The organism is Gemmatimonadaceae bacterium, assembly GCA_035633115.1.
GTDB lineage: Bacteria > Gemmatimonadota > Gemmatimonadetes > Gemmatimonadales > Gemmatimonadaceae > UBA4720.
Window position 1 is genome coordinate 94,011 of record DASQFN010000047.1, and the last position, 24,205, is coordinate 118,215.

Genomic DNA, 24,205 nt, shown 5'->3' on the forward strand with positions numbered 1-24,205 from the left:
TCCACATGCTCTTTCGCGGCAGAAACCCGGACGTGACTGTCTGGAAGCGCTTCCGGTCGGGAACAGACGGATTCACTTTCGTCAAGAACGGCGAGATCTACGAGGCGTACATTGCCGCGAACGCGGAGCGCGTGGTCGATCTCTTCTATACGTTGAGCGAACAGCTCGCGCCGGCCATCGATGTCGTACTCGAAGATCTGCGATCGGAGACAACGTGGCGCGGAGAATCAGTCGCGCTTCCTGACGTGCGCGATGCCATTGCGCGACTAAAGGTGCCGCTGGCGACCTACGGCGGTGTGGAGATCTCCCTCTATACACCCGACGATCAGCTGACCCTGACCGCGCAGCTCGAGCTGTACATCTTCTCGCGGTCGGATCGATGGATTTATCTGCTGCAGGGTAAGGGATTGGAAGAGAGAGCATCGCTCGCCGATCGTTCGTGGCGCTCGCAATCTTGGGATCGCGCACTGGCGCCTTCACTCACCGCTGCCATCAGTGCCGCCGCGGATCGGCTCGCATTGACGCCGGCGTGATACGCCCCGCGATCGCGTACACGCTGATCGCGGCCGCCGCAAACGTAGTGGGTGCGGCAGCTGTCACGTCCCGATCGCAGTGGAGCATGTCCGCGCTCGACAAGCTCGTCGCGCTGTCGGCGGGCTTCATGATATCAGTGGCGCTGCTCGACCTGATTCCGGAAGCGATTGCAGTGCACGGTGCGAGTGCCGGCCTGATCGTGCTCACAGGATACGTCCTCGTGCATCTCACTCAGCACACTCTCACCCCGCATTTCCATTTCGGAGAAGAAGTGCACCAGGTCACGCGTGCCGTGAGCATGTCCGCGTTGATCGGTCTGCTGCTGCACACATTCGTGGACGGTGTTGCGATTGCGAGCGGATTCGAGGTCAGCGCATCGCTGGGACTGCTGGTCTTCCTCGCGATCGTGCTGCACAAGCTGCCGGAAGGCCTCGCCATCTCGAGCCTGTTTCTCGCCGCGGGTGCATCACGCGGGCACGCTCTCCTTGCCGGAGCCGCGCTCGGCGCTGCAACGCTGCTTGGCGGTCTTGCTACCGAATACTTCGCGCCACTGCGGGCTTATGGACTTCCACTCGCTGCGGGCGTATCGCTGTATGTCGGCGCGTCGAACCTCGTGCCCGAATTTCAGGGCAAGAAAGGATGGGGACTGCCCGTGAGCTTCTTCGCCGGGTGCGGATTGTACCTGTTGGCGCGGAAACTGATGGGATGATTTTCTTTGATGCCTAAGAAATTTCGCAGCGCCGCGATGGGGGCCACCAAGCGCAGATCGTCCGGTGAGGAATCCCTTTTCACTCCACCGGCATCTGCCCAGCCGCTTGCCGCGCGCATCCGGCCGAAGACGCTCGACGAGCTCGTCGGCCAGCATCACCTGCTGGACCCCGGGAAGCCGCTTCGTGAAGCCATTGAGCGCGGAGCAATTACGTCGATGGTCTTCTGGGGCCCACCCGGTTCGGGAAAGACCACGATCGGACGACTCATAGCGCGCTACACAGAGCGCGAGTTCGTGCCGTTCTCCGCCGTGACCGAAGGTGTCGGGCGTGTTCGTGAGATAATCGCCGCCGCTGAGGAACGGCTCGAGCTGGGTCGCCAGACAATACTCTTCGTCGACGAGATTCATCGCTTCAACAAGGCCCAGCAGGACGCGTTCTTACCTCACGTGGAGAGCGGCACCGTCACGCTGATCGGCGCCACCACAGAGAATCCCTCGTTCGAGATGAACGGAGCGCTGCTTTCACGCATGCGTGTGTTCGTCCTGGAGCCGATATCAGCCGAGGACATTCTCGTGCTGATGCGTCGAGCGCTGTCGGACTCCGAGCGCGGACTCGGCAATCTCAACCTCGAGGTCGATGAAGACGCGATGCAGCTCGTCGCCCATGAGGCCGACGGTGACGCGAGGCGTGCGCTCAGCGTGCTCGAAGCTGCAGCGCTGCTCGCCGGAGATGAGCGACACATTACCGCCGACGCTGCGCGCGACGCGATGCAGAAGCGTTTCGCGCTGCACGACAAGGCCGGGGAAACACACTTCAACATGCTCTCGGCGCTCCACAAGTCGCTGCGCGGCAGTGATCCCAACGGAGCACTTTACTGGATGGCGCGAATGATCGAAGGCGGTGAGGACCCCATGACGATCTTTCGCCGCGCGATCGCGATGTCCGCGGAAGACATCGGGCTCGCGGATCCGAACGCCCTTCAGATCGCTGTTGCCGCCCGCGATGCGTACCACATGCTCGGTCCCCCTGAGGGCTACCTCCCTCTGGCCGAGATGATCATCTACCTCGCAACAGCCCCAAAATCGAACTCAGGCCTCCGCGCGCTTAATGCGGCATTTGACGCTGCCCGTGACACGCCGGGAGCTCCTGTTCCATTCCACATTCGCAACGCTCCAACGGGGCTTATGAAGGAACTGGGCTATGGGGAGGGGTACCAGTATGCGCACGGTGTCCCCGAGGCATACATCCCGCAGGAGTACTTGCCGGAGGCTCTTCGGGGATCTGTCTTCTACGAGCCGGGACCATTTGGCTTCGAGAAGGACATCGCGAAACGGCTAGCCTGGTGGAGCGAGCTGAAAAGCCGGGTTGCCGACGAAATCAACGATCAAGGCCCGCCCGATGGCAAGGCGAGCAGGGAGGGATAAATGCGAAGGAGAATTTTTGTAGCTGCGATAGCGGTGGCGCTGGGAGGTTGCGCGTCGATCGGGCTGGGAAGCTTCAAGCAGCCGCTCGTACAGTTCAGTGACGTCAAGATCCGCGGTCTCGGACTTACCGGGGGGGCGCTCGATATAGTGCTGAGCGTTTATAACCCGAACCAGTTCGACCTCAATGCGACGCGGCTGACCTACAAGCTGATGGTCGAGGACAAGGAGCTCGGAAGCGGCGTGCTCGATCGCGCATTCAGGGTGGATGATCGGGATTCGACGTTCGTCACCATCCCGATGGACTTCACTTATGCCGGTCTGGGCGCAGCCGGCCGACAGCTTTTGTCGAGCGGTGCAGTCAATTATCGCGTGGTTGGCGACATCGGTCTCGAGACGCCGCTTGGACGATTCACCGCACCGTACGACCAAAGCGGCCGATTCTCGAGCTTCAGCGGCACCAGCCAGCAGAGAAGGTAAGAACATCGCGCGAGAATTGATCGAGCTTCAACCCCCGGTCGAGAGAGCAATCCTCGTCGGGGCACAGATCAAAGGGCCGCATGGGCGCCCTAACGGAAACGGATCCGCCGGGCCGGCGGCCCTTACGCGCTCGCAGGTCATGGACGAGCATCTCGACGAGCTGCAGCAGCTCGCCGACACGGCCGGCGCTGTCGTGGTCGGCCGCTTGACGCAGCAGCTCGATCGGCCGAATCCGGCGACGTATCTCGGCAAGGGAAAGATCGAGGAGCTCGGCCGCGTCATCAGCGACACGAGCGCAACAGTCATCATATTCGACGACGAGCTCACCCCGGCGCAGGGGAAGAACATCGAGGACGCGACAGGTCAGCGGGTGATCGATCGCGCAGAGCTGATCCTCGATATCTTCGCAACGCGCGCACGCTCCAGTGAGGCGCGCATGCAGGTTGAGCTGGCTCAGCTCCAGTACATGCTCCCCCGGTTGACGAGAATGTGGACGCACCTCGAGAAGTTTCGAGGCGGAATAGGCGTCAGGGGCCCGGGCGAAACACAGCTCGAGACGGACAGGCGGCTCATCAGCAGCCGGATCAGGGTTCTTCGCCAGCGCCTGGGGGATGTTCAGAAATCACGCGAAGTGCAGCGAACCTCGCGGCGCGGGGAATTTCGTGCCAGCCTCGCGGGCTACACGAATGCGGGAAAGTCGTCCGTGCTCCGCGGTCTCTCGGGAACCGATTCAGTGTTTGTCGAGGACCGGCTCTTCGCGACCCTCGATGCTCTCACGCGCGAGGTGCGGCTCGACGACGCGAACTCGATACTTCTGACCGACACCGTCGGATTCATTCGCAAGCTGCCGCACCACCTCGTGGCGTCGTTCCGCGCGACCCTGGAGGAGGTGGCTGAAGCGGATTTGCTCCTGCATGTGATCGACCTGTCTCATCCGGCGTGGAGCGAGCAGCGAGCGGTTGTGGAGAGCGTCCTCGTCGACATCGGCGCCGGCGGAAAACCCGTTCTGAACGTCTTCAACAAGATCGACAGGATTCCGGAGGAAGACCTCCTCGCGCTGCAAACGGGAATCCGCGATCAGATTCCTGAATCTGTATTTGTTTCTGCAACGGCCGCCGGCGGCCTGGAGCCTCTCCGGCGTGCTCTCCTGTCGGCGCGACGAACTCGTCTCCCCATCACCGAGATTCGCGTCCCCGTGACAGCGGGGAAGCTCCTCGCCGAAATCCATCGAGATACCGAGGTGCTGGATCAGGTCCATGACGGCGACGAGCTGATACTGCATGCGCGGATGGACGCATCGGTTGCTGGTCGCCTCAGAAAAGCAGGCGCGGCGGTCCGAAATTCCCGCTGAAGTTGATGGGTAGCGGGTAGTCCGCATCACCGGTATTATGGAGGCCCGATGTCCTCGTCCTCCGCCACAATAATTCTCGTTGGATGGCTTGGCGCCGTCTTCCTTCTCGGAACGTGCGCCAGTCTGCTCATCACCCCGCTGGTGATTCGCGCGGCCGGAGCTCTCCGGCTTTACGACGCACCTGACGGTGTGCGTCGCCTGCACGCGTCGCCGGTGCCGCGACTCGGCGGAATCGCGGTTTACCTGGCGGTGTCGAGCGTCACGCTGGGAATTTTTTTTCTCGGGACAGTCGTATTCGTTCCCGGCCATGCGATTGCACCGGCCGACCTCCGAATGCTCACCGGAGTTCTCATCGGCGCGTCTCTGCTTTTCGTCGTCGGAGTGCTCGATGATGTGCGAGGTCTTCCCCCGAGCGCGAAATTCGTCGCCCAGGTCGCCGCCGCACTGGTTGCCTATTACTTCGGCGTCCGCCTCGAGAGCGCGACACTCGGGTACGGTGTCGGAGTTCCGGTTGGCGTTCTGTCAGCTCCGCTGGTTCTCTTGTGGATCATCGGGATTACCAACGCCTATAATTTCATCGATGGTTTGAACGGCCTCGCCGCAGGCATCGCGATCGTTGCCTGCGCCACGATTGCGGTCGTCGCCATGACTCTCGGTAACATCGCTGTTCTGGTGCCCGCCGTCGCCCTCGGCGGAGCGATGCTTGGCTTCATGCACTACAATTTTCCGATGGCGCGCGTTTTTCTGGGCGACTCGGGAAGCCTGAGCACCGGGTTCCTCCTGTCGGTCCTCCTCCTGAAGGCAGCCGAAGTACCTGGTCCATCCGTGCTGGTGGTTGTCCCGATTCTCGCGTTGTTCGTGCCGCTCCTCGACGTGATGCTGGCGGTCATACGGCGCTGGCTTCGCGGTGTTCCTCTCTCGGGCGCGGATGCGCGTCACATTCACCATCGGTTGATGGCACTTGGACTGTCGAAGGAACGCACGTCGATCTTTCTCTGGGGCCTGGCTGTCGCGATGGCCGCGCTTGGATTGATCATCGCGCTCACGGCTCCCTACGTTGCGACATCGATTGCCGTTCTCGGACTGGTCGGTCTCAGCATTCTGGTGATCTACGGTACGAACCTCCTTTCATATAATGAGCTGGTGGTCGCCGGTGAGGTTCTGCTGACGGCGCCATCGCGTGTGCGACGCGTGATCAGCGATCAGATACTCGCGCTGGATCTGACAGCGCGAATCCAGAATGCGCGCGGTCTCGATGAGGTTTCGTCGCTTCTCGCGTCCACGGCTCCAAGCTTCGGGTTTCTGAGGATGGAGCTTGTCCCTGAAGACGGTCGGAGCTCGATCTCCAGCGAAGTGCCGCTCGCATGGGCGTGGAAGCTCGAATATCCAATCCGTCCGCCGGTCGATGGCGCTTCCGCAATGGTTTACAAGCTCTCCATCTGGTGCAGCGCGGAGTACAACGTGAGACCCTACGGTGCGGAGCGCGCCGCAAAGATCATCGCGCCGGGTCTGGAGCAGTGGCTCCTCGGGCAAGTTTCGCCGGCCGCCGATCAGCCTGCCGCAAGTGGCTACGGCGTAGAGGGGATCATCAGTCCAGCCAAGCGGCGTGCGATCGCGTGGCGCGGCAGAAGACGTTAGTTATCGCGCGTTACGTGTTTGTCCCAGCATACTCGTAGTGGTAGTAGCCGGAGTACATCGGAACTTTTGCATCAGGATCGTTCAACACCGCTCCGACTACTCTGGCGCCGACTGCGGCCAGCTGCTGTAAGGCCTGCTGTGCGGCTTCACCCTCGGTAGCGCCGGCCCTGAGCACCAGCACTACGCCATCCGAGAGTGTCGCGAGGATCGCGCCGTCGGATGCCGCCAGCAATGGCGGCGTGTCGAGGATGATCAGATCAAAAGCCTCGGACAGGGTTGCGAGGCATTTCCGCATTCGCTCTCCCCCCAGCAGCTCGGAAGGGTTCGGGGGGAGCACGCCGGAAGGAATCACGTAAAGCCCGGGCGTCTCGGTCTCGCGCGTGACAGCTTCAGGCTCTTCCCGTCCGAGAACCATCTCGGTGATTCCGGGCTCGCGGCCGATGTCGAATACCTTGTGCAGGCGTGCGCGCCGGAGATCGCAGTCCACCAGCAAGACGCGCATTCCGTACTGGGCGAAGGATACCGCGAGATTGGCGGCCGTGGTCGTCTTGCCTTCTCCGGGCGACGCACTCGTTACGACGATCGTGCGCAAGGCGTGTACAGACTGCGAGAAGATCAGATTGGTTCGCAGCGTTCTGTATGCTTCGGCGCTGGCCGATCGAACATCCGCGAGGGTCACCAGATCGGGATTCCCTTTGGACGCTTTGCCATTGCCCGCACGCCGCGGGAGTGCGCGCGCAATGATGCGATCGGCGCTTCTGCCCTGCGCCAGGCGAGGAATGACGGCGAGCCCAGGCACCTGAAGCATGCGTTCGATGTCGGTGCGCCGTCTGATCGACGTATTCATCCCGTCGACGACGATCGCCAGTCCCAGTCCCAGGAGAAGTCCGATGACCACGCCCAGAGCGATCTTGCGCGTCCCGCCGGTCGGAATCGGCCCATAAGGAACACCGGCTAGATCGATGATCTCGACCTGTCCCGCTTCGATCGCCTCGGACATTTTGGCCAGCTGCAGCTCACTTTGAAGAGCATCCGCCATCTTTTGAACATTCTTCACCTGCTGCTCGAGCTGTCCCTCCTGGGTCTCGGCCGCCGGAGCAGCGGCGATCTGCGATGAGCTGGCTGATCGCAGGTTGTCCATTGCCGCAATGCGCGCGTCCAGTGACTGAACCTGGCTTCGCACGGCGCTCATCAACTTGCTGCCGGTCGCCGTAATGCGAGAGTTTATCGACACGACATCGGGATTTGTCGCGGCGGCGCCCGCGCTTTCCAGACTGTCGCGAACTTCCTCGTAGGACGTGAGTTGCTTGTACAGCTGCTGAATCACCGGGTTTGCGGCAATGCCCGGGGACGAGACGAGGACACGAAGGTTTGACTCGGAAACCTGACCGTCTCGTTGACCCTGCGACAGCAGCGACTGGTATGTGCGTCGCTCGGCGTCCAGCTCCGAGCGTTTCATGTCGATGTCGACGAGTCGTTGCTCCTGCGCCGTAGCTTTGCCCTTCGAGCTGAAGACCTGACCGCGGCTCCGGAAACTGCTGTAGGCCGAGGCTGCGTCGCGGAGCATCGAGTCCGTCTGTTTCAGCTGCCCCTCGAGGAAGACTCTTCGTCGCCGCGATTGTTTCTGCAGCGTGGAAGCGCTGTGCGCCTGAAACGCCAGCGCCATTGCATTTGTAACTCGGCGGGCTTCGTGGGGCTCATTGCCCGTATAGGACAGATCGATGATATCCGTCTTCGGCCTGGGACTGGCGCCGAATCCGCCGAGCGCACGGCCGATCGCGACTTCCTTCGGCACTACCCGAAACGTCGCGGAAGTGATGGACGGTCGCTGAGTAACCGTAAAGGAAACGCCCTGAATCTCGATCGGTTGTCCGTACGCTCTCGTGACCTGGTCGCGGCTGGTCCGGGCGGTGACGGATGTCGGCCCGAAAGTGACACTTATTGAATCGCTCGGTGCGTCGTCGGCGACCCGAACCTCGGTCACCTCGTCGACGAACGGCCTTTTTGCCGTCGGCATTAGCCGCAAGCCGCTCATCTCGACGGCCGTGGCCGCAACCGTTTTACTTGTGAGGATCTGAATCTGGGACTGAAGCAGGTCATTCTCGCGGCCGATCGACCCGTCAAATGGCCGGGCCATCGAGCCGGTAATTCCACGTCCGGGATCCGTGAGTCGCACTGTCGCGACGGCGCGATAGCGAGCCGGGGCTTTCGTCACCTTATAAGCACTAACTCCCGCGGCGAACAGCACGACGGCGAGAACCAGCCAGATCTGGCGGCGCACAATGGCGACATACTCCCGAATGCCAAGCGCGTCCGACGGCGCTTCGGGATACGAATCGGGGTACCCTGTGGGGAGACCGTGCCTCTGGCCCGACGCTCCGCCGCGGGGGTCCGGACGATAGGGAACTATTTCGGCCACTACAATTATCTCATGAAAATGCTGACGATCGCCGCAATCGCCCCGACCATGCTGGCGGTGGGTCCAAGGAAATCGCGAAACACGTTCGTGGAGCGCGGGACGATGATCTGATCCCCCGATCGAACCTGGAGCGAAGCCGCCTGCGAGTCGGGGCGTCCCATATCCAGGTTGATTGTCTGCCCTTCGCGCAGCAACCGCACGTTGTCGAGCTTCCCTCGCTCCGATGGACCGCCGGCAAGGATTACCGCCTGTGTGACCGTGGTCTCAGGAGGCACGCTGAATACATTCGGCGAGCGCACCTCGCCACCGACGACGATTTTCAAAAGCGGTAGAATCACGAACTGCGGATTGGTGGCATAGCGGCTGATAAACGTCCGGAGACGGTCCTCGACGGAGCTCAGCGGGATGCCGGTGACCTGTACCTCCCGGTACAGCGGATGATTCAATGTGCCGTTGGCTGCAACGGTGAAGTCCCCGCTCAGCTCCACATTTCGCCAGACGACGATTCGGACCTGATCTCCGGGGTTGAGCGCTTGAGGCCCGCCGGCGCTTTGCGCGTCGGCGGCCGTAGCGGCGAGAAACATGGTCGCTAGAAGCCGATACTTGAGTTTTCTGGTCATTGCGGAGTAGAGGGATAGCCATGGCGGGCGTATCCGAAACGTCTGTGTGTACGAAGCTGCAAAGTTATCACCCCGTACTGGCAGAATCCATTGTCTTTTCCCCTGCGGGATGGCGTACGACGACGACGTCGTTCACGACAATGGCATCCATTGTGGTTCGGAAGAAGCAGTCCAAAGCCTGTTCCGGGGTGTCGACTATGGGCTCGTTCTCATTGAAGCTGGTGTTGAGCACCACCGGGACGCCGGTGATTTCGGCGAATGCCGCGATAAGCTTGTAGTAGCGGGGATTCGTGTCACGTCTAACGGTTTGCAAACGGCCGCTTCCGTCGACATGCGTCACGGCGGGCAGAATGTCGCGCTTTTCGGGCCGCACCGGGTAGACCTGTTGCATGAACGGATCGGTCGCGGCGCCGACGAAATAATCGTGCATTGCTTCCTCGAGAATGGAGGGTGCGAATGGCCGGAATTTCTCGCGGAATTTGATCTTCGTGTTGATCAGTTCCCGCATGTCGGCGCGCCTGGCGTCGGCAAGGATGCTCCGGTTGCCGAGCGCCCGCGCTCCCCATTCCATTCGACCCTGATACCATCCGACAACATTTCCATCGGCGATCAACCGGGCCGTCCTGTCGAGCAGCTCATCTTCGCGAAGCGTCTCGCAGGTGTAGCGCCAGGCACCGTCCGAGCGGGATCGGACGATCTCCGAGACGTCCGCGTTCGGATATGCCGTTCCCCAATACGCGTGCACCATAGTGAAACCCCTCGGCTTCTTGAGGATCTGGTTCCACACCTGATACGCTGCACCGAGCGCCGTTCCGCTATCGGCTGAAGCGGGCTGGATGTAAACCTCCTCGAACCGCGTGTTCTCGCGGATCTTGCCATTTGCGACGCTGTTCATCGCGCAGCCCCCCGCCATGCACAGACGGGGGTTTCCGGTAGCCGACCACAGCCCGTTCAGAACGTGGAAGGCGCATTCCTCGTACACCGCCTGAACCGAGCGGGCGAGATTCTCGTGCTTCGGTTCGAGCGGCTGACCTGGCGCGCGAGGTGGGCCGACGATGCGACTCAGCTCCGGGGTGTAGAGTGGGCCCATTGTTGGCGACCCGCCCTCCCAGTCCATCTCCACGCCCTCGTCCCAGTGGCGGAAATACTTTCTCGTAAGTTCGAAGCCACCGCCAGGCTTTAACGTCACAAGCCTTCGAACCTCGTCGACATACTCGGGAGAGCCATACGGTGCGAGGCCCATCACCTTGAATTCGTCCCCGTAGTTCGCAAAACCGAGGTGCTGAGTCACGGCGGTATAGAGCACGCCGAGAGAGTGCGGGTACGATACCTTGCCGAGCATGCGGATCTGATTGCCGCGCCCGACCGCCGTCGACGTGCTGATGAAATCGCCGAACCCGTCGATCGCGCAGATCGCGGCGTCCTCAAATGGCGAGACGAAGAACGTGCTTGCGAGATGCGACGGATGGTGCTCCACGAAATGCAGCGGTGGCAACCCGGATTCAGATAACCCGAGAGCTTCAGCGAGCGGCGTTTGAATGTCGTGGACTTTCTTCAGATTCCGCGTCCGGTTGACGATGTTCGAGATCTTCATCCGGTTCGAGAACGCGAACGCGGCCTTACGGAGAAGATTCGCGCGCGGATCGCGGCTCACGGCGACATGCGAAATCTGTGATCCGTCGATACCACCAATCTCGAGACATTTACGGATCGTCTCCGCCGGAAAACCAGCCCAGTGCTTGATTCTGCGGAATCGCTCTTCCTCGAGCGCGACAACGAGCTCACCGTCACGAACGAGAACGGCGGAGCCGTCGGCGTGATATGCGTTGATACCCAGGATGTAGGTCGCCGAATTCATTGCCTGCCGCCGTAGGGGATACGGTCGATGGCCTCTCGATACATCTTCGAAAGTAGTTCTCCAATAGCCGTCGGAGAGAAGTGCTCGGCTACGATCCCCGCACCCCGGTTCCGCACGCTCTGCTGAATTCGCGGGTCGCACAGCACATCAACGATCGCGTCGGACAAAGAATGAGCGTCGGGTTGGGTGATTCGTCCGACACCGTGCTCCCGGACGAAGTCAGCAAGGTGTACTTCCGGGGACACGATGACGGGAACCCCCGTCTCGACCGCCTCAAGCACCGCGATTCCAAAGTTCTCATGATGAGACGGGAGAACGACAACGCCCGCCGAGGCCAGCAGGTTTGACTTTTCCGTTCCCGAGACGAAACCGACGAAGGCGACGCTGTCGGCGATGCCGGCTCTGGAGGCGTGCAACTTCAGTGTTGCCACGTACACGGGCTCGCCGTCTCCCGCGATCTCCAGTTGGGCAGTGGGGACTCTTCTGCGTACAATTGCCCATGCGTCGAGAAGACATTCGAGATTCTTGACGGGATTGATGCGCCCGAGGAAAACCACTCGGTTCCCGACTGCTTCGTTTCCGCGTGCCCGCGTACCGCCCGCTGGGGCGAGCGACGGGGGAGGAATTACATACGCACGCCCTGAGAAGTCGACTCCGTGCCAGTTTGCTTCGCTCCTCTCTCTCTCCGTAGTGAAATGCAGCGCGGCTGCCCGACGCAGGGTTCGCCGCTCGAGCAACGTAATGTACGCTTTCTTCAAAGCTGTACGGCGATGCTGAAAAGTATATCTGGAGAGTGTGCCGAACGGCCTCAGTACCGTGGTCGTTGACGCGAGGGCCAGACGCGCCGAAAGAGAGCTCGTTGGATTGAAAAGACCGTGCACATGCACGATGTCATACGCTTTCGCCGCGTGTCGAACCCACTTGATCAGCGCAGGCGACGTGATGAAAGCATTGGCCCCGAATGCCGAAAAAAGCCGAAGGTCCACACTTCCTGCCCGCGAAAGGAAAGACTCGACGTCGGCTGGAGCACATCTGGGTGCCGCGATCGACACTTCAATCCCGGCGCGCTGCGAGGCCACTGCGTATCCCGCCAGGGAATGAGTCGGACCTCCGTATGATTGCGCGATGCTCGGTGAAACATGAAGGACCTTCACCGCATCGCGGCGAACGATGCCGGCGCAGCCACGGGACTGCCGCTTGACGCGAGCGCGACGTCGTTGTGATCTGCCCACCGCTTGAGCGTGTACAGCGCCCACGGTCGGCTCCACGTTGTACCCGAACGGCGATTCTGGAAATCCGACCACACTTGGGCCACCGCGCGGTCGCACAGTCCAACATCACCGAGGCTCGCCGAGACGAGCGTTGCATGGATCTCGCTCGAAAGCTCATCCCGCATCCACTTCTCGAAGGGCAGGGTAAAGCCCTGCTTGGGACGATCCATCAACGAAGGGGGAAGTATGTCCTTCATCGCATCGACGAGCATGGGCTTCGATACGCCGCGCTTGAGTTTCACGGAATCCGGAAAGCCGATCGCGGCTCGAGCAACCTCGCGATCGACGAAGGGTACGCGAAGCTCGAGTCCGTGGGCCATGCTGAAAACGTCACTGTCGCGCAACAGTGTGTTGCGCATATATCCCGCCGTCTCCAAGAGCGAGACTTGCCCGAGCAGTGAGAAAAGCCGCTCGTCGGAATTCGACGCAATGAGCGGCGGCGATGGTACGGGGGCCGCGGCCGAAACGAGCGACCGTGTCTGCGAATCGTCGAAAAGCCTTCGCGAAGCGCTGTACGCGCCACGCGCCGGCGTGGTAGCGTCGAACAGGAGCTTCAGTCGCTGCAGCCAAGCGCCGCGTCCTATCGCAGGCGCGCGACTGAGCGCCTCGCGCGCCAGGCGCCGAAATCGCCAGACACGGGCAGCGAGCGCCGCGCGGCGAAAGGACGGGTAGCCGCCGAACAGCTCGTCACCGCCGAGCCCGGAGAGAACCACCTTTATTCCGGCATTGCGGACTGCTCGACTCACTGAGTAAGTGTTCAATCCGTCGAGAGACGGCTGATCCATTGCGGAAAACGCGTCCGGAAGGGATGCGAGAAGCTCCTTGCCCGACAGCGGAATCTCGTGGTGACATGTCCGGAATTTCTCGGCGACTAGCCTCGCGGGAGCGGCCTCAGAAAACTCCGCTTCGCCGAAAGTAATCGTGAACGTGTCCAGCTTCGTGGCAGAAACTTCACTCGCAACAGCGACAACCGATGACGAGTCGAGGCCCCCGGAGAGAAAAAGCGCTATCGGCACGTCGCTGACGAGATGACGCGAAACCGAATCGCGCAGGATGTCTCTCAGCTCACGGGGTCCTGGAGCGACAGAACCGGTGTCGCGGACCGTAGGTGTAAATGGCTCGTCGAATCGACGCGGCTCCGCGACGAGGTTCGAGCCGCGGCGACAGTCGACAGCGATGAAGGTCCCTGCGGGTAGCGCTCGAATGCCTTCGATTATCGTCAACGGCTCCGCTATCGATCCGGTGGCTAGATATGTCTGCAGCGCTGCAGGGTCCAGCGTTCTGGAGATCCGCTCAGTCGCGAGCAACGCGCGGATTTCGCTGGCGAACAACACCGTCCCCGCGTCCTCGTGCACGTAGAGCGGCTTGATGCCGAAAACGTCACGAGCGAGGTAGCATCTCTGCTCGTCGCGATCCCAAAGTGAAAAGGCGAACATTCCACGGAGGCGCGGCAATAGACCTGATCCCCAGTGCGCCCAGCCCTCGAGCACGATCTCGGTGTCGCCACTACTCCTGAATTGGACTCCGGTGCGCCTCAGCTCCTCGCGAAGCTCTCGAAAATTGTAGATTTCCCCGTTGTAGCTGAGGCAGAATCGACCGTCGCGAGACACCATCGGCTGATGACCGGCCGCCGACACATCCAGAATCGACAGGCGCCGGTGCCCGAACATCCCTCGCGGAGCGCCTTCTCGTGTAGCAAGGAGGGCGAACCCGGAGTCGTCCGGACCGCGATGCACGAGGGCCGCAGTCATGCGCTCCACCAGCTGGCGGCAGTTGTGGGGGGAAAGAACACCCGAGATGCCGCACATTAGTAGAGGACGCCGAGAGAGTCGGCTCGGCGAATATCAACAAGAGCGATCGTTCTCGAGGATCCTGCGGAGAAGGCATTCATTGATACTCCAAACCTAGTAGTGTGCGATCTGCCGCGAAATCACAAGCCGTTCTTTCAAGCAGGAATGCAGGGATGCCGACGTGCCGGTTTATCTGTGCAACCTGAATGAAGTCCGATAGCCGCGGCATCTCTCATCTGGTACTTCGCCTTTGGGAGAAACTGCCGCCTCGTCGCAAGCGTCAGTTCGGTCTCCTCGGCGCGTTGATGCTCGTAAGCGCTTTTGCCGAAGTGCTCAGCCTCGGCGCGGTCATACCGTTCCTGAGCGTTCTCGTCGCCCCCGAGCGTCTGTTCGCGTACGAGTCCGTGCGTAGAATGGCGGAGATGTTCGGAGTGCGCTCCCCGAGCGAGCTTGTCTTGCCAGTGACAATTGCGTTCGCCACTGCCGCACTAGTTGCCGGTGCGATAAGAATGCTGCTGTTGCGACTGAGTACGCGGCTGGTATTCGCAAGCGGTGCGGACCTGAGCAGCGAGGTTTATCGGCGTACTCTCTACCAACCGTACGAGGTCCACCTTTCACGCAACACCAGTTCGGTTATCAGCAGCATCACGCACGAGGTGAATGTTGCCGCCGGGGTTTTGATGTCGCTGCAGATACTTGGCGCCGCCGCAATCCTGCTGATCGCGATAATGGCGACGTTGATTGCAATCAACCCCGCGATTGCGTTTACCGCGACAGTCGGATTTGGCGGCAGTTATCTGGCGATTACGCGCTTCTCACGGCGCCGCCTGCGGGAGAACAGCGAAAAAATCGCCGCGGAGCAGGTCCAGGTGATCAAGGCCTTGCAGGAGGGTCTGGGCGGCATCAGGGACGTCCTGCTCGACGGATCTCAGGAGATCTACCTGAGCACTTATCGCAAAGCGGACTCGCCTGTGCGATTGGCTCAGGCCGAGAACATGTACATCGGCCAAAGCCCTCGCTATGCCATGGAAACCCTGGGGATGGTGATCATTGCGGCGCTCGCATTTGCTCTGATGCGAAAACCGGGAGGTGCCGCGGATGCGATTCCTACACTCGGAATCCTGGCTTTCGGTGCCCAGCGTTTGTTGCCTGCTTTGCAGCAGATCTATAATTCGTGGTCCAACATCGCTGGAAGCGAGGCTTCGCTTCGAAACGTCCTCGCGATGCTCGATCAGGCCGTCAAACCCGAGCTACTGCTCCCTCGTCCTGGACCGCTGGAATTCACTGACGCGGTCAGACTCGAGCGTGTCAGGTTCCGCTACGGCTCGAGCTCGCCATGGGTTCTCGACGGGTTGAGCCTTACGATTCCCAAGGGAGCGCGCGTCGGCTTCGTGGGCACCACGGGAAGCGGGAAAACAACCACTCTCGATCTGATAATGGGCCTGCTCTCGCCCACGGAGGGGCGAGTGTCCGTGGACAACGTGTCGCTGTCGGAAAGCAATATGCGGGCATGGCAAAGGACGATCGCCCACGTGCCGCAGACTGTGTATCTGAGCGACGCGACGCTGGCAGAAAACATCGCCTTCGGCATCAGTCCCGACGCGATCGATCATGCTCGGCTGAAGCGCGCAGCGAGAAACGCGCAGATCGCTGACTTCATTGAAGGTCGCCCCGACGGTTATCTGTCCCGCGTCGGCGAGCGGGGAATTCACCTATCCGGGGGCCAGCGCCAGCGGATCGGCATCGCGAGAGCGCTTTACAAGGAAACGGACGTGATGATCCTCGACGAGGCGACGAGCGCGCTCGACAACGCAACTGAGCAGGCGGTTGTTGATTCGCTGAAGGATCTGGACGTCGAGCTCACCATTCTCATCGTGGCGCATCGCCTGAGCACGGTGCGCGGATGCGATTTCATCGTGCAGCTGGAAAATGGAATCGTCGCCGGCCAAGGCACCTATGACGAGTTACTCTCGTCCAGCTCCAGTTTTCGCCGGATTGCCGCTGCGTCGCACTAGCTGACGCCAGCTCCACGAGCCGTGATGAAGCCTGGCCCGCATTTCCGGAATGTCGCCACATCATGGCGGGCGCGTGGCACCTTCAGGGATTTCCTGCGGCGATTAGTGTGGAATTATTCGCCAATGCTCCCCGCAAAGCTGACGCGGAGCGAATATTGTATTCGCTTTCGCTACCCCGAGCCTGTTGGCTCGATACGCCTGCTGGTCAGGAACAACCTGGGCGCGGACAACTTCATTCACAGCGAAGTGTTCGAGCACCAGTACTATCGTTTTCCCTTGCGCGGCGTGAAGACCATTCTCGACCTCGGAGCGAACGCTGGTTTCACCGCGGTGTATTTCGGCAGGCACTACCCCGATGCAATGATTGCCTGCGTCGAGCCAATGCCCGAGAACATTCGGGTTCTCGAAACGAATCTGCAGCTGAACGGAATCTCGGCCACCATATTCCGCGCCGCTGTAGATACGCGTGACGCTACGGTTCTTATGGAGGTGGCACCACGAGATTTCGGCCACAAGGTTGCGACAGCCGAAAACACGAGCTCACGCGTGCTACGGGTCGCCAGTCTCTCGGTCCCTACCATCATGCACGAGCTGGGCTGGGACCGGATCGATCTTCTGAAGATCGATATCGAGGGACATGAGCGACACCTGATGCAGCATGCCGAATGGCTTCATCTCGTGGAGACCGTTTGCGTCGAGTGGCACAGTGAATCCGCGGAGCTGGAGCTATCATCCCTCGCGTCGCGCTTTGGCTACAATCCGCCGGTGTGTCAGTTCGGACTCTGGCTGATGAGCCGCGGGTCCGCCTGATGGGAACATCCCTGACCAACGAGGAGTACTGGATCCGCAGCTACGGGGATGCCGGCTTCGTTGAGTACGAACCTGACAACGACCATTTTCGTCTCCTCTTCAGGTACGTTGATCCGGAGGCATTGGATTCCGTCATTGAAGTCGGCAGCTATCCAGCGCCGTTTCTGGCGGCACTTGGCAGATATGGATGTGAGCTGAACGGGATTGACTTTCACCCCGCCAACGCCACGGCTGTGCCGGCGTGGCTCAAGGCGTGCGGGTACAAAGTCGGATCGTTTTTCACGCAGGATTTCCTGGAGTTCAGCCCCCACCGCAAGTACGACCTGGCATATTCGCTGGGGTTCATCGAGCATTTTACGAACTTCGAAGAGATCATTCTCAGACAAGCGAGTCTGGTGAAGCCAGGCGGCTACATTTTTCTTTCCACCCCGAATTTCGCTGGCTCAATCCAGAAGTGGCTACACTACCTTCTCGACAGGAGCAATCTCGAGAAGCACTACCTTCCCTCGATGAATCCGCTTCGCTGGGCCGAGGCTCTGGAACGCCAGGGTTTCGAGGTTCTTTTCGCGGGGTACTATGGCAACATCGGTTTCTGGGTGGACCCCGTGGCGAAACGCTCGTCGGCAAATCGTCTGGTGTCAAAGGCAATCACTCACTTGTTCTGGAACATTCGAAAGCTTTCCAAGGCGGACTCACGCCATTTTTCCGTCTTTTGCGGGCTGGTTGCCATTCGCAGGTGAATTGAATGAGAATCCTGCATTTCCTCCCATGGCACTCGCCCAGGACACGGGGTGGCACAGAAGTATTTCTCATGCAGCTTGCCAAGCTGCAGCAGAGCCGCGGTGACGAAGTATCGATCATCGCTCCCAACGACACGAGAGTTGCGGGGCACGAACAGCTCGACGGACTGGGCGTGAGTTTTTTCCCGAACCCTTATGGGCTGACTGACACGGACCGTGCGGCGGGACCGAACAAAAAGGAAATTCAGCGGCTTTTCGTGGAAATGGTGGACACGATTTCGCCAGATGTCATGCATTTGCATGGCATCGATTATTTCTTACAGAGCTTCTTCGAGCCGCTGGCGGGGAGAAATGACCTCAGGATGGTGTTGACGATTCATCTCGTCAACGTGGTCTGCCCGAATCAGACGCTGAGGAACGAGACGGGTCAGTTTTGCACGAGGCGGGTGGACTTTGCGACGTGCTCCACCTGCATCGGTCTGCAGCGACACCGGAAGCAGTTCACGTCGCTTGTCGACGCGATAACGATTCCGCTCAATGATTTTCTGGTGAATCGATGGGGATCCAGGCACATCGCCGATCGAATTCCGTACCAGAAGGGCGTTCTCCAGCAAACGATGCTGCTGGATTTTTTACGCAACAGCGTCAGTGTGGACGTTTTAAGCCCGTGGTTCTACGACGTGCTCATGCGTAACGGGTTCGCACCCGACCGCATCGGCCTCCGCCCTAACCACTTCCTGAGGCCCGATAGCTTTGCAGCGGGCCCGTTGCGCCGACTGGGTGCTCAAAGAATGAAATTTCTGTTCGTCGGTCGCCTGTCCACGGATAAAGGAGTGGGCGTGGTGATCGAGGCGTTGAAGGGAGTAGCGGACCTGAACGGGGAGCTCGAGGTGACTTTTCTGGGCAAGCACCTGGAGCCGGAGCTGGTCGAGGCGCTCCACGCTCTTCGCGCGTCCGGGTTCAAGCTCGCGTTTCCAGGCGAAGCATCACCAGACGATGTAGAGCGGTCTCTTCGTGACGCACACTACCTGATCTTTCCCTCCCTGTCCGAGGAAATGGCCCCGTTAGTGATACAGGAAGCACTTCAGAACGGCGTCCCCGTCATTTCATCTGATACTTCCTCCGCAGCGGCGTTCATAACCGATAGCGTGAATGGAATTCTTTTCAGACGCGGCGAGGCGAGCGACTTGACTCGTGCGATTCGCAGGGTGGTTGAAAGGAAATCACTGATGAGCTTTGTTGTTCAGTCAGGGCCGGACATCGATAGTGTCCTGTACTCGTATTATCAGAGGCTTTACACAGAGTGATGCTGCGACCGGAGAGGATTTCCTTCGGGTATCCCCAGACGGTCGGCAATGCCCAATCCACAACACGCCACACTCTGTTCCGGTTGTACGCTTTTGTTCCCACTGCTGGATCTCGCGCTTCACGAGGTCGATGTCTGAGCGCGTGAGCTAGAGGGCCGGCCCCGAGTCTTCAGCTATCTGCGCTGCCGTCGCGTACCCTGAATCGATTACTCTTCTGAGCTTTGCTGAGATGAAGTGCGGGTTCCAGATCGTCATGGTTTCGGGTTTTATCGCGAGTCCCACAATTATCGGGGACCCAATTTGTGAGAGCACCGAACAGGCAGGTTATTTCCTATTTGTGCGCCCCTGAGATGAAGCAGACGATTTACCGAATAGCTCGCAGAGTTCGCCACGCCCCGCTGGTCAATCGCATGGACTGGATTTGGAACATGGCAAGAGGCCCCTACCAGGCATTTCTGGGGCTCGGAAACGACGGGGTGCCCGTAACCGTCAACAACCTCATAACGGTCGAGATCCCCGCAGAAGCCACGAGCTGGCTCCCGTGGGAGAACTATGAAGCTGAAGCTGTTACGCTCTTCGTTCAATGGATCCGCAACAACCCGGAGGCACTGGTCGTTGACATCGGATGCTCGACCGGCATTTACAGCCTCTTGACTCTGTCCGCTTCGCCTGACTCATCCGTGATTGCGATAGACTCGGACGTCCCGAGCCTCTACCTGACCCAACAACTTGTAAAACACACGGCGAACCGAAACCTTCACTTGGTCCATTGTTTCGTCGGCGCGCGCTCGAGCGTGACCGAAACATTGGAAGTGGCAGAGGCACGCGCGAGAAAAGCTGTTGAAGCGATCCAGCCGAACACGCCGGCACGGTACCGTTGTCTAACCGATGGAGAGGACGGAATACCGGTGTCGAGTCTCGATAATCTCCTGAAGGATACCGCGAGCGAAACTCCGGTCCTCATTAAGTGCGATGTCGAGGGGGCTGAGAAGCTGGTACTCGATGGTGCGGGTGAGACGCTGAAGGGGAGAAGGCCGACACTACTGTTGAGTGTCCATCCTCCAGCGCTCCCAGACTACAAAACCTCACCGAAAGAGATTTCAGACCTCCTCGCATCTGCTGGCTACCGCTTCCGTCTCATCTCGGAAGACCACGAAGAGCACTGGTGGTGTGAACCAGTTACTGTTGCGCCGGTATAGTCCACTTCACGTTCTCGCACCGCTTGCAGCCCTCACCCGCTTGGAGGCTCGTTTCTTCGTAGTCCTCTCCCGGCCACTCATCGATCTGCTGGGCTACGTGATCGAGGGTCGAAGGGAACTGAACACTCGGCAGCTTCGTCATGAGCGGAGCCCTTTGTATGGAGCCCGACGCGGGGTTTGTGGCTTATGACATCTGCTTTGTCTCAGCCCGTGGTCCCCATCGATCTCGCTTTATGGCAGAGCGATCTCATTCTTGTAAAGGAAAACTCCTCGTTCCGCCTCGACAAGCAATGCCATGTGTGAGCTGCCAGCTCAGCTGCGAAGCCATTCCTGGGCGTCGTCCCATTCGACGACTGGAAGCTTGGAAACGTTTTCGTAGAAGTAGGCGAACTCCTTGTCTCTCAGTTCCTTCGCCATATCGACCAGCTCCGGATTCTCTCTCGTCAGCCTGAGAACGCCTACGCCGAAGTCGATCTTCAGGATCTTGAAATCGATTCCTTCCGTGCGTGCCAGCTCGAAAGCGACCTTCCATACGTCCCCCGTCCATGCTCCACGGGTCAGCAGGGGACGATGATGCTCGATCCACGCGCTGGGCAGCAAATCGTGAATAGCTATCCAGCCGCCAGGCTTCAGAATCATCATCGAGTTTACGACATCCTTGTGAACCTGTTCGTAGGTGTGCAGCCCGTCGATGAAAATCACGTCGAACGACAAGTCGTTCGACAGAAAAAAGTCATCTGACGTTTTCCTGATGGTCCCTCCGCGTTCCGGATCAACGCCGGTCTTGTCGGGGGTCGCGACAGAATTGAACAAGTCGTTCGTCGCACAACCGATTTCCAGATAAGAGCAATGTTGTTTTCTGGAGACCAGAAGATTCACCAGTGCTATGCGATTGAAGTGTGTCTCGCCCCAGCCCCAGTCCAGTGTTTTGTCGAACGCGTTTCGGCGGTATCTTCGTTGAAGCACGAAGTCCCTGAACCGCTTCCAGCTCGGGCTAAAGAGGAAGCGCATTGCCCTGTACGGCAACGTTCTTTCGTAGAAGGGCCGGGACCTGCCGCTAGCCATTGAGCCCTCTCGTCGAGTGACTCTCCTGATGCGGATGATGGAGTCGGCCGCGGCTCGACAGAGCAGAGCCGCGTGTGTGATTCAGGCAATACCTGGCAGTTTTCGTTGGAGGAGGGTAGGACAGCTCAAAATGCACTGGGGGCCTGGCGGTGGTAAAAGTCGTTTATGACGGGAATCTCGGAAACTGGCTTTTCCAGTATTGTTTCGGTCGTATCCTGGCGGAAAGGTTGGTCTATCGTCTCGAGGCACCGCCGATTCCGGGTATGTCCGGCACCCGCGACACGGTCAGGGGAGCGGACTATTCGGATCGCGAGCCACTAGTCCTTCGGGGGCAGAAGCCCGACCTCTCCTTTCTCGAAGCGCCGGACAGACCGCAGTTCCTGCTGCTTACCGGATATTTTCAACGATACGAATACTACCTTCCGCACCGCAACCGGATCAGAGAATGGCTGTCTGTCGAGGACAACATTCCCTCCGACGTAACGAGCGACGACGTAGTAGTGAGCATAAGACGCGGTCGCGACTATATACCTCGTTACGGGCTTCCCCTTTCCTACTACGAAGATGCACTGTCGTCGATCTCACATGACAGAGTATTCGTCTGCACAAACGAGCCGGACGATCCGTTCGTAAAGAAATTCAGCCGCCGGCACTCTGCCGTCGTCCGCGCCGGAAGCTTCCAACGAGGGGAAATTGGTCCAGCCTATCTATCGGGTGCTCTGGACAATCTTATGTTCATCCGGAAGTTCAACAAGATCGTCATGTCGAACAGCTCGTTCGCGTGGTGGGCAGCTTTCCTTTCCGACGCTGCTGAGGTCATAGGTCCTCGTCCGGCGAGCGGCATGTGGTCGGCGACGGATCCAATCAGCCGCAACATGAATCTCGAGGTGCCCGAGCAGCGATACCGGTTTCTCGACTGTGAGGCTTACAGGAGTGTCTTTCTGCGCGAACGAATTCAAAACAGGCTGGCACACTCAGCCGTCGAGGCGAAGCGCCGGGTTGCGCGCCTTTTTCCATTCCTGCGGCGGCGATCGTCCCAGGCGAAACCGGCTTTCGTATTCCACGACGACCGTACCGAGGCATAGCTGCGGCTTGCTGATTCTAAAGCGACCCCGATACAGGGAGAATTTCTGCTGACTGATCTCGTTCGCTGATGGACGTTTTCTACAGAGAGGCAGAGGATCGGTGGGTGCGCGGCGATCGGTTCATAAGGGCAATAGCTCGAAGCACCTTGCCCCGAAAGCCGCGCTACCCAAGTGGAATGCAGATGGTCGTTCGCAACTTTTTGCGCGGCCTCGAGCGGCGGCAGATACGCTACCGTTTCAACCCGCTGCCAATACTCGTCCCGCGATCGGCACCTGTCATATCCTTCGGACTCGGCGCGAAAGGCGTGGAAGGGCTCAGGCGTGGCACCCCCGTCATTGCGGCGATTGGATGGCCTTTGCCACCCGAGCTGCCGAGTCTCTGCCGCGATCACAACGTGCGAAAGTATTTGCAGCATTCCGCATGGGTTCTCGACCTCGCAAAAGCCTTCGGCATCTATGATCCCGCGATCTTCGATCTCTGGCCGGCAGGAATCGATACCCGGGAGTGGATTGAGCTGAAGGCGGAAAAGGACGTGGACGTCCTCATCTACGACAAGCTCTATTTCGAAAGGAGGAAATTCGAAGCCGAGCTACTCCAGCCCGTCAGGGAATATCTCCACTCCAGGGGATACAGCTCCCTGGAAATCAGGTACGGAGATTATTCACCTGCGGAATACAGGAGCGCGCTGAGCAGAGCGAAGTCGATGCTGTTTCTTTCCGCGCACGAGAGTCAGGGCCTCGCCTACCAGGAGTGCTTATCCAGCAATATTCCTGTGATCGCGTGGAATCCCGGAGTCTGGCTCGACCCAAGCCGCTTTTCGTACGGGATGCCAGTTGTCCCAGCCACCTCGGTGCCATTTTTCGATGGACGTTGCGGCAGTACGTTCAGAGAACTCAACGAGTTCCCCGAGAAGTTCGAGTCTTTCATGGAAGGCGTCGCGTCCGGAGACTTTGCACCCCGTCAGTTCGTTCTCGATTGCCTTTCGATTGAAAAGTCGACGGAAAGGATGCTGGAAATCCACCGGTCTGTCACTGACGAGGCGCTCGCTCTTCCAGCGTTTCCGCACCGGGCTTCAGGTGCGCCCACCGAATCGCTCCCCTCGAATCCGCGATCTGATGCCTGACGAATACACTACGCTGCTGGAAAACAACCGCGTGGTTCAATTCGTGAGTCGGAAGTTCCAGGTAGAGGATTCTGCGGAGAGGCTTCGACTATCGGATCCCTATTACCGGTTCTGCCGAATCATCGAGCTCCTGAAAACAGCCGGCGTCGCTCCAGCTGAGAGCGACACGTGGTTGGATCTGGGTTGTCATCATGGGCAGTTTCTCGCGGTGATATCCCGCGTGCACGACGGTACATGGATCGGCATGGATGACTGGGACCTGAAAGCGGCGATGCCGTTCACGTCCTTTCGTTATTATCAGACCGACCTGGCGGGTGACGAGTGGCCGTCATATTTGCGCCGCGAAAGTGTTCGATTCGTGTCGGCCCTCGAAGTCATCGAGCACATGACGGACACAGACAGGTTTCTCCGGGCGGTAAAATGCGTTTCAATGCCCGGCGCGTATCTTGTGCTCAGCACACCCAACATAAATTCTCTCCGGAACAGGGTACTGGTGCCGTTTGGTGTTTACCCTGCCTCGCTGGAGTATCGCAACGTGATTCACCATGTGCGGCTGTTCAACCTCGCGAAGTTGAAAGCACTCCTGTCGGAGCACGGGTTTGTCGTGCGTAGCTGCATCGGTGTCAGCTTCCTGCCCGAGAGATTGCTGCGTTTTCCCGTTCTCAGACATGTTTCGGAAAAGCTGGCGGACGCGTTTCCTCAGCTCTGCGGCAACATAATTGTGATTGCCCAGCGCAATGATGGCGAGATTCCCTCGAGATGAAGGAT

At 59.6% G+C, this 24,205-nt stretch carries 21 protein-coding genes; 14 read left to right on the plus strand and 7 right to left on the minus strand.

Going from position 1 to position 24,205, the window contains the following annotated elements; genetic code table 11:
- The first annotated feature begins 5 nt into the window (after positions 1-5).
- From VES88_05015 to VES88_05040, 6 genes are read left to right on the plus strand one after another with little or no spacing between them, the layout of a single operon-like run.
- Positions 6-533 (plus strand): hypothetical protein, encoded by a 528-nt coding sequence (locus tag VES88_05015; GenBank protein ID HYN80841.1) that lies wholly within the window; start codon positions 6-8, stop codon positions 531-533.
- Positions 530-1,243, plus strand: a complete 714-nt coding sequence (locus VES88_05020) for a ZIP family metal transporter (protein HYN80842.1) — start codon at positions 530-532, stop codon at positions 1,241-1,243. The genes VES88_05015 and VES88_05020 overlap by 4 nt, the downstream gene beginning before the upstream one ends.
- Positions 1,244-1,252: 9 nt before the next feature.
- The gene (locus tag VES88_05025; protein HYN80843.1) at positions 1,253-2,668 is read left to right on the plus strand and encodes a replication-associated recombination protein A; all 1,416 of its coding nucleotides are present in this window, start codon (positions 1,253-1,255) and stop codon (positions 2,666-2,668) included.
- Positions 2,669-3,145 (plus strand): LEA type 2 family protein, encoded by a 477-nt coding sequence (locus VES88_05030; GenBank protein ID HYN80844.1) that lies wholly within the window; start codon positions 2,669-2,671, stop codon positions 3,143-3,145.
- 16 nt (positions 3,146-3,161) lie between these two features.
- Positions 3,162-4,496 carry a GTPase HflX gene (gene hflX / locus VES88_05035; GenBank protein ID HYN80845.1) on the plus strand — a complete coding sequence of 445 codons (1,335 nt, stop codon included), beginning with the start codon at positions 3,162-3,164 and terminating at the stop codon, positions 4,494-4,496.
- Between the two features lie 48 nt (positions 4,497-4,544).
- Positions 4,545-6,134, plus strand: a complete 1,590-nt coding sequence (locus VES88_05040; GenBank protein ID HYN80846.1) for an MraY family glycosyltransferase — start codon at positions 4,545-4,547, stop codon at positions 6,132-6,134.
- Positions 6,135-6,144: 10 nt separating this feature from the next.
- Here the strand turns inward: VES88_05040 and VES88_05045 are convergent, their stop codons facing one another.
- The 5 genes from VES88_05045 to asnB form a co-directional block, all read right to left on the minus strand.
- Complete coding sequence (locus VES88_05045) at positions 6,145-8,553, minus strand: polysaccharide biosynthesis tyrosine autokinase (GenBank protein ID HYN80847.1); 2,409 nt, start codon at positions 8,551-8,553, stop codon at positions 6,145-6,147.
- A gap of 5 nt (positions 8,554-8,558) precedes the next feature.
- Positions 8,559-9,173 carry a polysaccharide biosynthesis/export family protein gene (locus tag VES88_05050; protein ID HYN80848.1) on the minus strand — a complete coding sequence of 205 codons (615 nt, stop codon included), beginning with the start codon at positions 9,171-9,173 and terminating at the stop codon, positions 8,559-8,561.
- Positions 9,174-9,240: 67 nt separating this feature from the next.
- Entirely contained in the window at positions 9,241-11,031 is a 1,791-nt protein-coding gene (locus tag VES88_05055; GenBank protein HYN80849.1) for a carbamoyltransferase C-terminal domain-containing protein, read from the minus strand.
- Positions 11,028-12,299: a glycosyltransferase gene (locus tag VES88_05060; protein ID HYN80850.1), complete on the minus strand. Its 1,272-nt coding sequence runs from the start codon at positions 12,297-12,299 to the stop codon at positions 11,028-11,030. The genes VES88_05055 and VES88_05060 overlap by 4 nt, the downstream gene beginning before the upstream one ends.
- Positions 12,182-14,110 (minus strand): asparagine synthase (glutamine-hydrolyzing), encoded by a 1,929-nt coding sequence (gene asnB, locus VES88_05065; GenBank protein ID HYN80851.1) that lies wholly within the window; start codon positions 14,108-14,110, stop codon positions 12,182-12,184. Before asnB ends, VES88_05060 begins: the two co-directional genes overlap by 118 nt.
- 188 nt (positions 14,111-14,298) lie before the next feature.
- On the opposite strand from asnB, the gene VES88_05070 reads away from it, so the two are divergent.
- The 5 genes from VES88_05070 to VES88_05090 all read left to right on the plus strand — a co-directional run bounded on the left by VES88_05070 (position 14,299) and on the right by VES88_05090 (position 20,163).
- Positions 14,299-16,107 carry an ABC transporter ATP-binding protein gene (locus VES88_05070; GenBank protein ID HYN80852.1) on the plus strand — a complete coding sequence of 603 codons (1,809 nt, stop codon included), beginning with the start codon at positions 14,299-14,301 and terminating at the stop codon, positions 16,105-16,107.
- Between the two features lie 24 nt (positions 16,108-16,131).
- The gene (locus VES88_05075) at positions 16,132-16,917 is read left to right on the plus strand and encodes an FkbM family methyltransferase (GenBank protein ID HYN80853.1); all 786 of its coding nucleotides are present in this window, start codon (positions 16,132-16,134) and stop codon (positions 16,915-16,917) included.
- On the plus strand, positions 16,917-17,657 hold the full coding sequence (locus VES88_05080) for a class I SAM-dependent methyltransferase (GenBank protein HYN80854.1): 741 nt from the start codon (positions 16,917-16,919) through the stop codon (positions 17,655-17,657). Before VES88_05075 ends, VES88_05080 begins: the two co-directional genes overlap by 1 nt.
- A 5-nt stretch (positions 17,658-17,662) precedes the next feature.
- A complete protein-coding gene (locus tag VES88_05085) occupies positions 17,663-18,964 on the plus strand; it encodes a glycosyltransferase family 4 protein (protein HYN80855.1) in 1,302 nt (433 codons plus the stop codon).
- Between the two features lie 410 nt (positions 18,965-19,374).
- A complete protein-coding gene (locus tag VES88_05090; GenBank protein HYN80856.1) occupies positions 19,375-20,163 on the plus strand; it encodes an FkbM family methyltransferase in 789 nt (262 codons plus the stop codon).
- Here the strand turns inward: VES88_05090 and VES88_05095 are convergent.
- Positions 20,144-20,305 carry a hypothetical protein gene (locus VES88_05095; protein ID HYN80857.1) on the minus strand — a complete coding sequence of 54 codons (162 nt, stop codon included), beginning with the start codon at positions 20,303-20,305 and terminating at the stop codon, positions 20,144-20,146. The genes VES88_05090 and VES88_05095 overlap by 20 nt on opposite strands.
- Before the next feature lie 170 nt (positions 20,306-20,475).
- Positions 20,476-21,228, minus strand: a complete 753-nt coding sequence (locus tag VES88_05100) for a class I SAM-dependent methyltransferase (protein HYN80858.1) — start codon at positions 21,226-21,228, stop codon at positions 20,476-20,478.
- A 149-nt stretch (positions 21,229-21,377) separates the two neighbouring features.
- Between VES88_05100 and VES88_05105 the strand changes: the two genes are divergently transcribed.
- From VES88_05105 to VES88_05115, 3 genes are all read left to right on the plus strand, one after another.
- Positions 21,378-22,313 carry an alpha-1,2-fucosyltransferase gene (locus VES88_05105; GenBank protein HYN80859.1) on the plus strand — a complete coding sequence of 312 codons (936 nt, stop codon included), beginning with the start codon at positions 21,378-21,380 and terminating at the stop codon, positions 22,311-22,313.
- Positions 22,314-22,381: 68 nt separating this feature from the next.
- On the plus strand, positions 22,382-23,437 hold the full coding sequence (locus VES88_05110) for a hypothetical protein (GenBank protein ID HYN80860.1): 1,056 nt from the start codon (positions 22,382-22,384) through the stop codon (positions 23,435-23,437).
- Positions 23,430-24,200: a methyltransferase domain-containing protein gene (locus VES88_05115; protein ID HYN80861.1), complete on the plus strand. Its 771-nt coding sequence runs from the start codon at positions 23,430-23,432 to the stop codon at positions 24,198-24,200. Before VES88_05110 ends, VES88_05115 begins: the two co-directional genes overlap by 8 nt.
- Positions 24,201-24,205 lie beyond the last annotated feature (5 nt).

Bases quoted from the DNA above. Each gene is read 5' to 3' on its own strand.
- VES88_05055 (HYN80849.1), bottom strand. From the start codon at position 11,031: ATGAATTCGGCGACCTACATCCTGGGTATCAACGCATATCACGCCGAC.
- VES88_05110 (HYN80860.1), top strand. From the start codon at position 22,382: ATGGACGTTTTCTACAGAGAGGCAGAGGATCGGTGGGTGCGCGGCGAT.
- VES88_05080 (HYN80854.1), top strand. From the start codon at position 16,917: ATGGGAACATCCCTGACCAACGAGGAGTACTGGATCCGCAGCTACGGG.
- VES88_05085 (HYN80855.1), top strand. From the start codon at position 17,663: ATGAGAATCCTGCATTTCCTCCCATGGCACTCGCCCAGGACACGGGGT.
- VES88_05040 (HYN80846.1), top strand. From the start codon at position 4,545: ATGTCCTCGTCCTCCGCCACAATAATTCTCGTTGGATGGCTTGGCGCC.
- VES88_05015 (HYN80841.1), top strand. From the start codon at position 6: ATGCTCTTTCGCGGCAGAAACCCGGACGTGACTGTCTGGAAGCGCTTC.
- VES88_05095 (HYN80857.1), bottom strand. From the start codon at position 20,305: ATGACGAAGCTGCCGAGTGTTCAGTTCCCTTCGACCCTCGATCACGTA.
- VES88_05025 (HYN80843.1), top strand. From the start codon at position 1,253: ATGCCTAAGAAATTTCGCAGCGCCGCGATGGGGGCCACCAAGCGCAGA.
- VES88_05115 (HYN80861.1), top strand. From the start codon at position 23,430: ATGCCTGACGAATACACTACGCTGCTGGAAAACAACCGCGTGGTTCAA.
- VES88_05090 (HYN80856.1), top strand. From the start codon at position 19,375: ATGGACTGGATTTGGAACATGGCAAGAGGCCCCTACCAGGCATTTCTG.
- asnB (HYN80851.1), bottom strand. From the start codon at position 14,110: ATGTGCGGCATCTCGGGTGTTCTTTCCCCCCACAACTGCCGCCAGCTG.
- VES88_05075 (HYN80853.1), top strand. From the start codon at position 16,132: ATGAAGCCTGGCCCGCATTTCCGGAATGTCGCCACATCATGGCGGGCG.
- VES88_05100 (HYN80858.1), bottom strand. From the start codon at position 21,228: ATGGCTAGCGGCAGGTCCCGGCCCTTCTACGAAAGAACGTTGCCGTAC.
- VES88_05070 (HYN80852.1), top strand. From the start codon at position 14,299: ATGAAGTCCGATAGCCGCGGCATCTCTCATCTGGTACTTCGCCTTTGG.
- VES88_05050 (HYN80848.1), bottom strand. From the start codon at position 9,173: ATGACCAGAAAACTCAAGTATCGGCTTCTAGCGACCATGTTTCTCGCC.
- VES88_05030 (HYN80844.1), top strand. From the start codon at position 2,669: ATGCGAAGGAGAATTTTTGTAGCTGCGATAGCGGTGGCGCTGGGAGGT.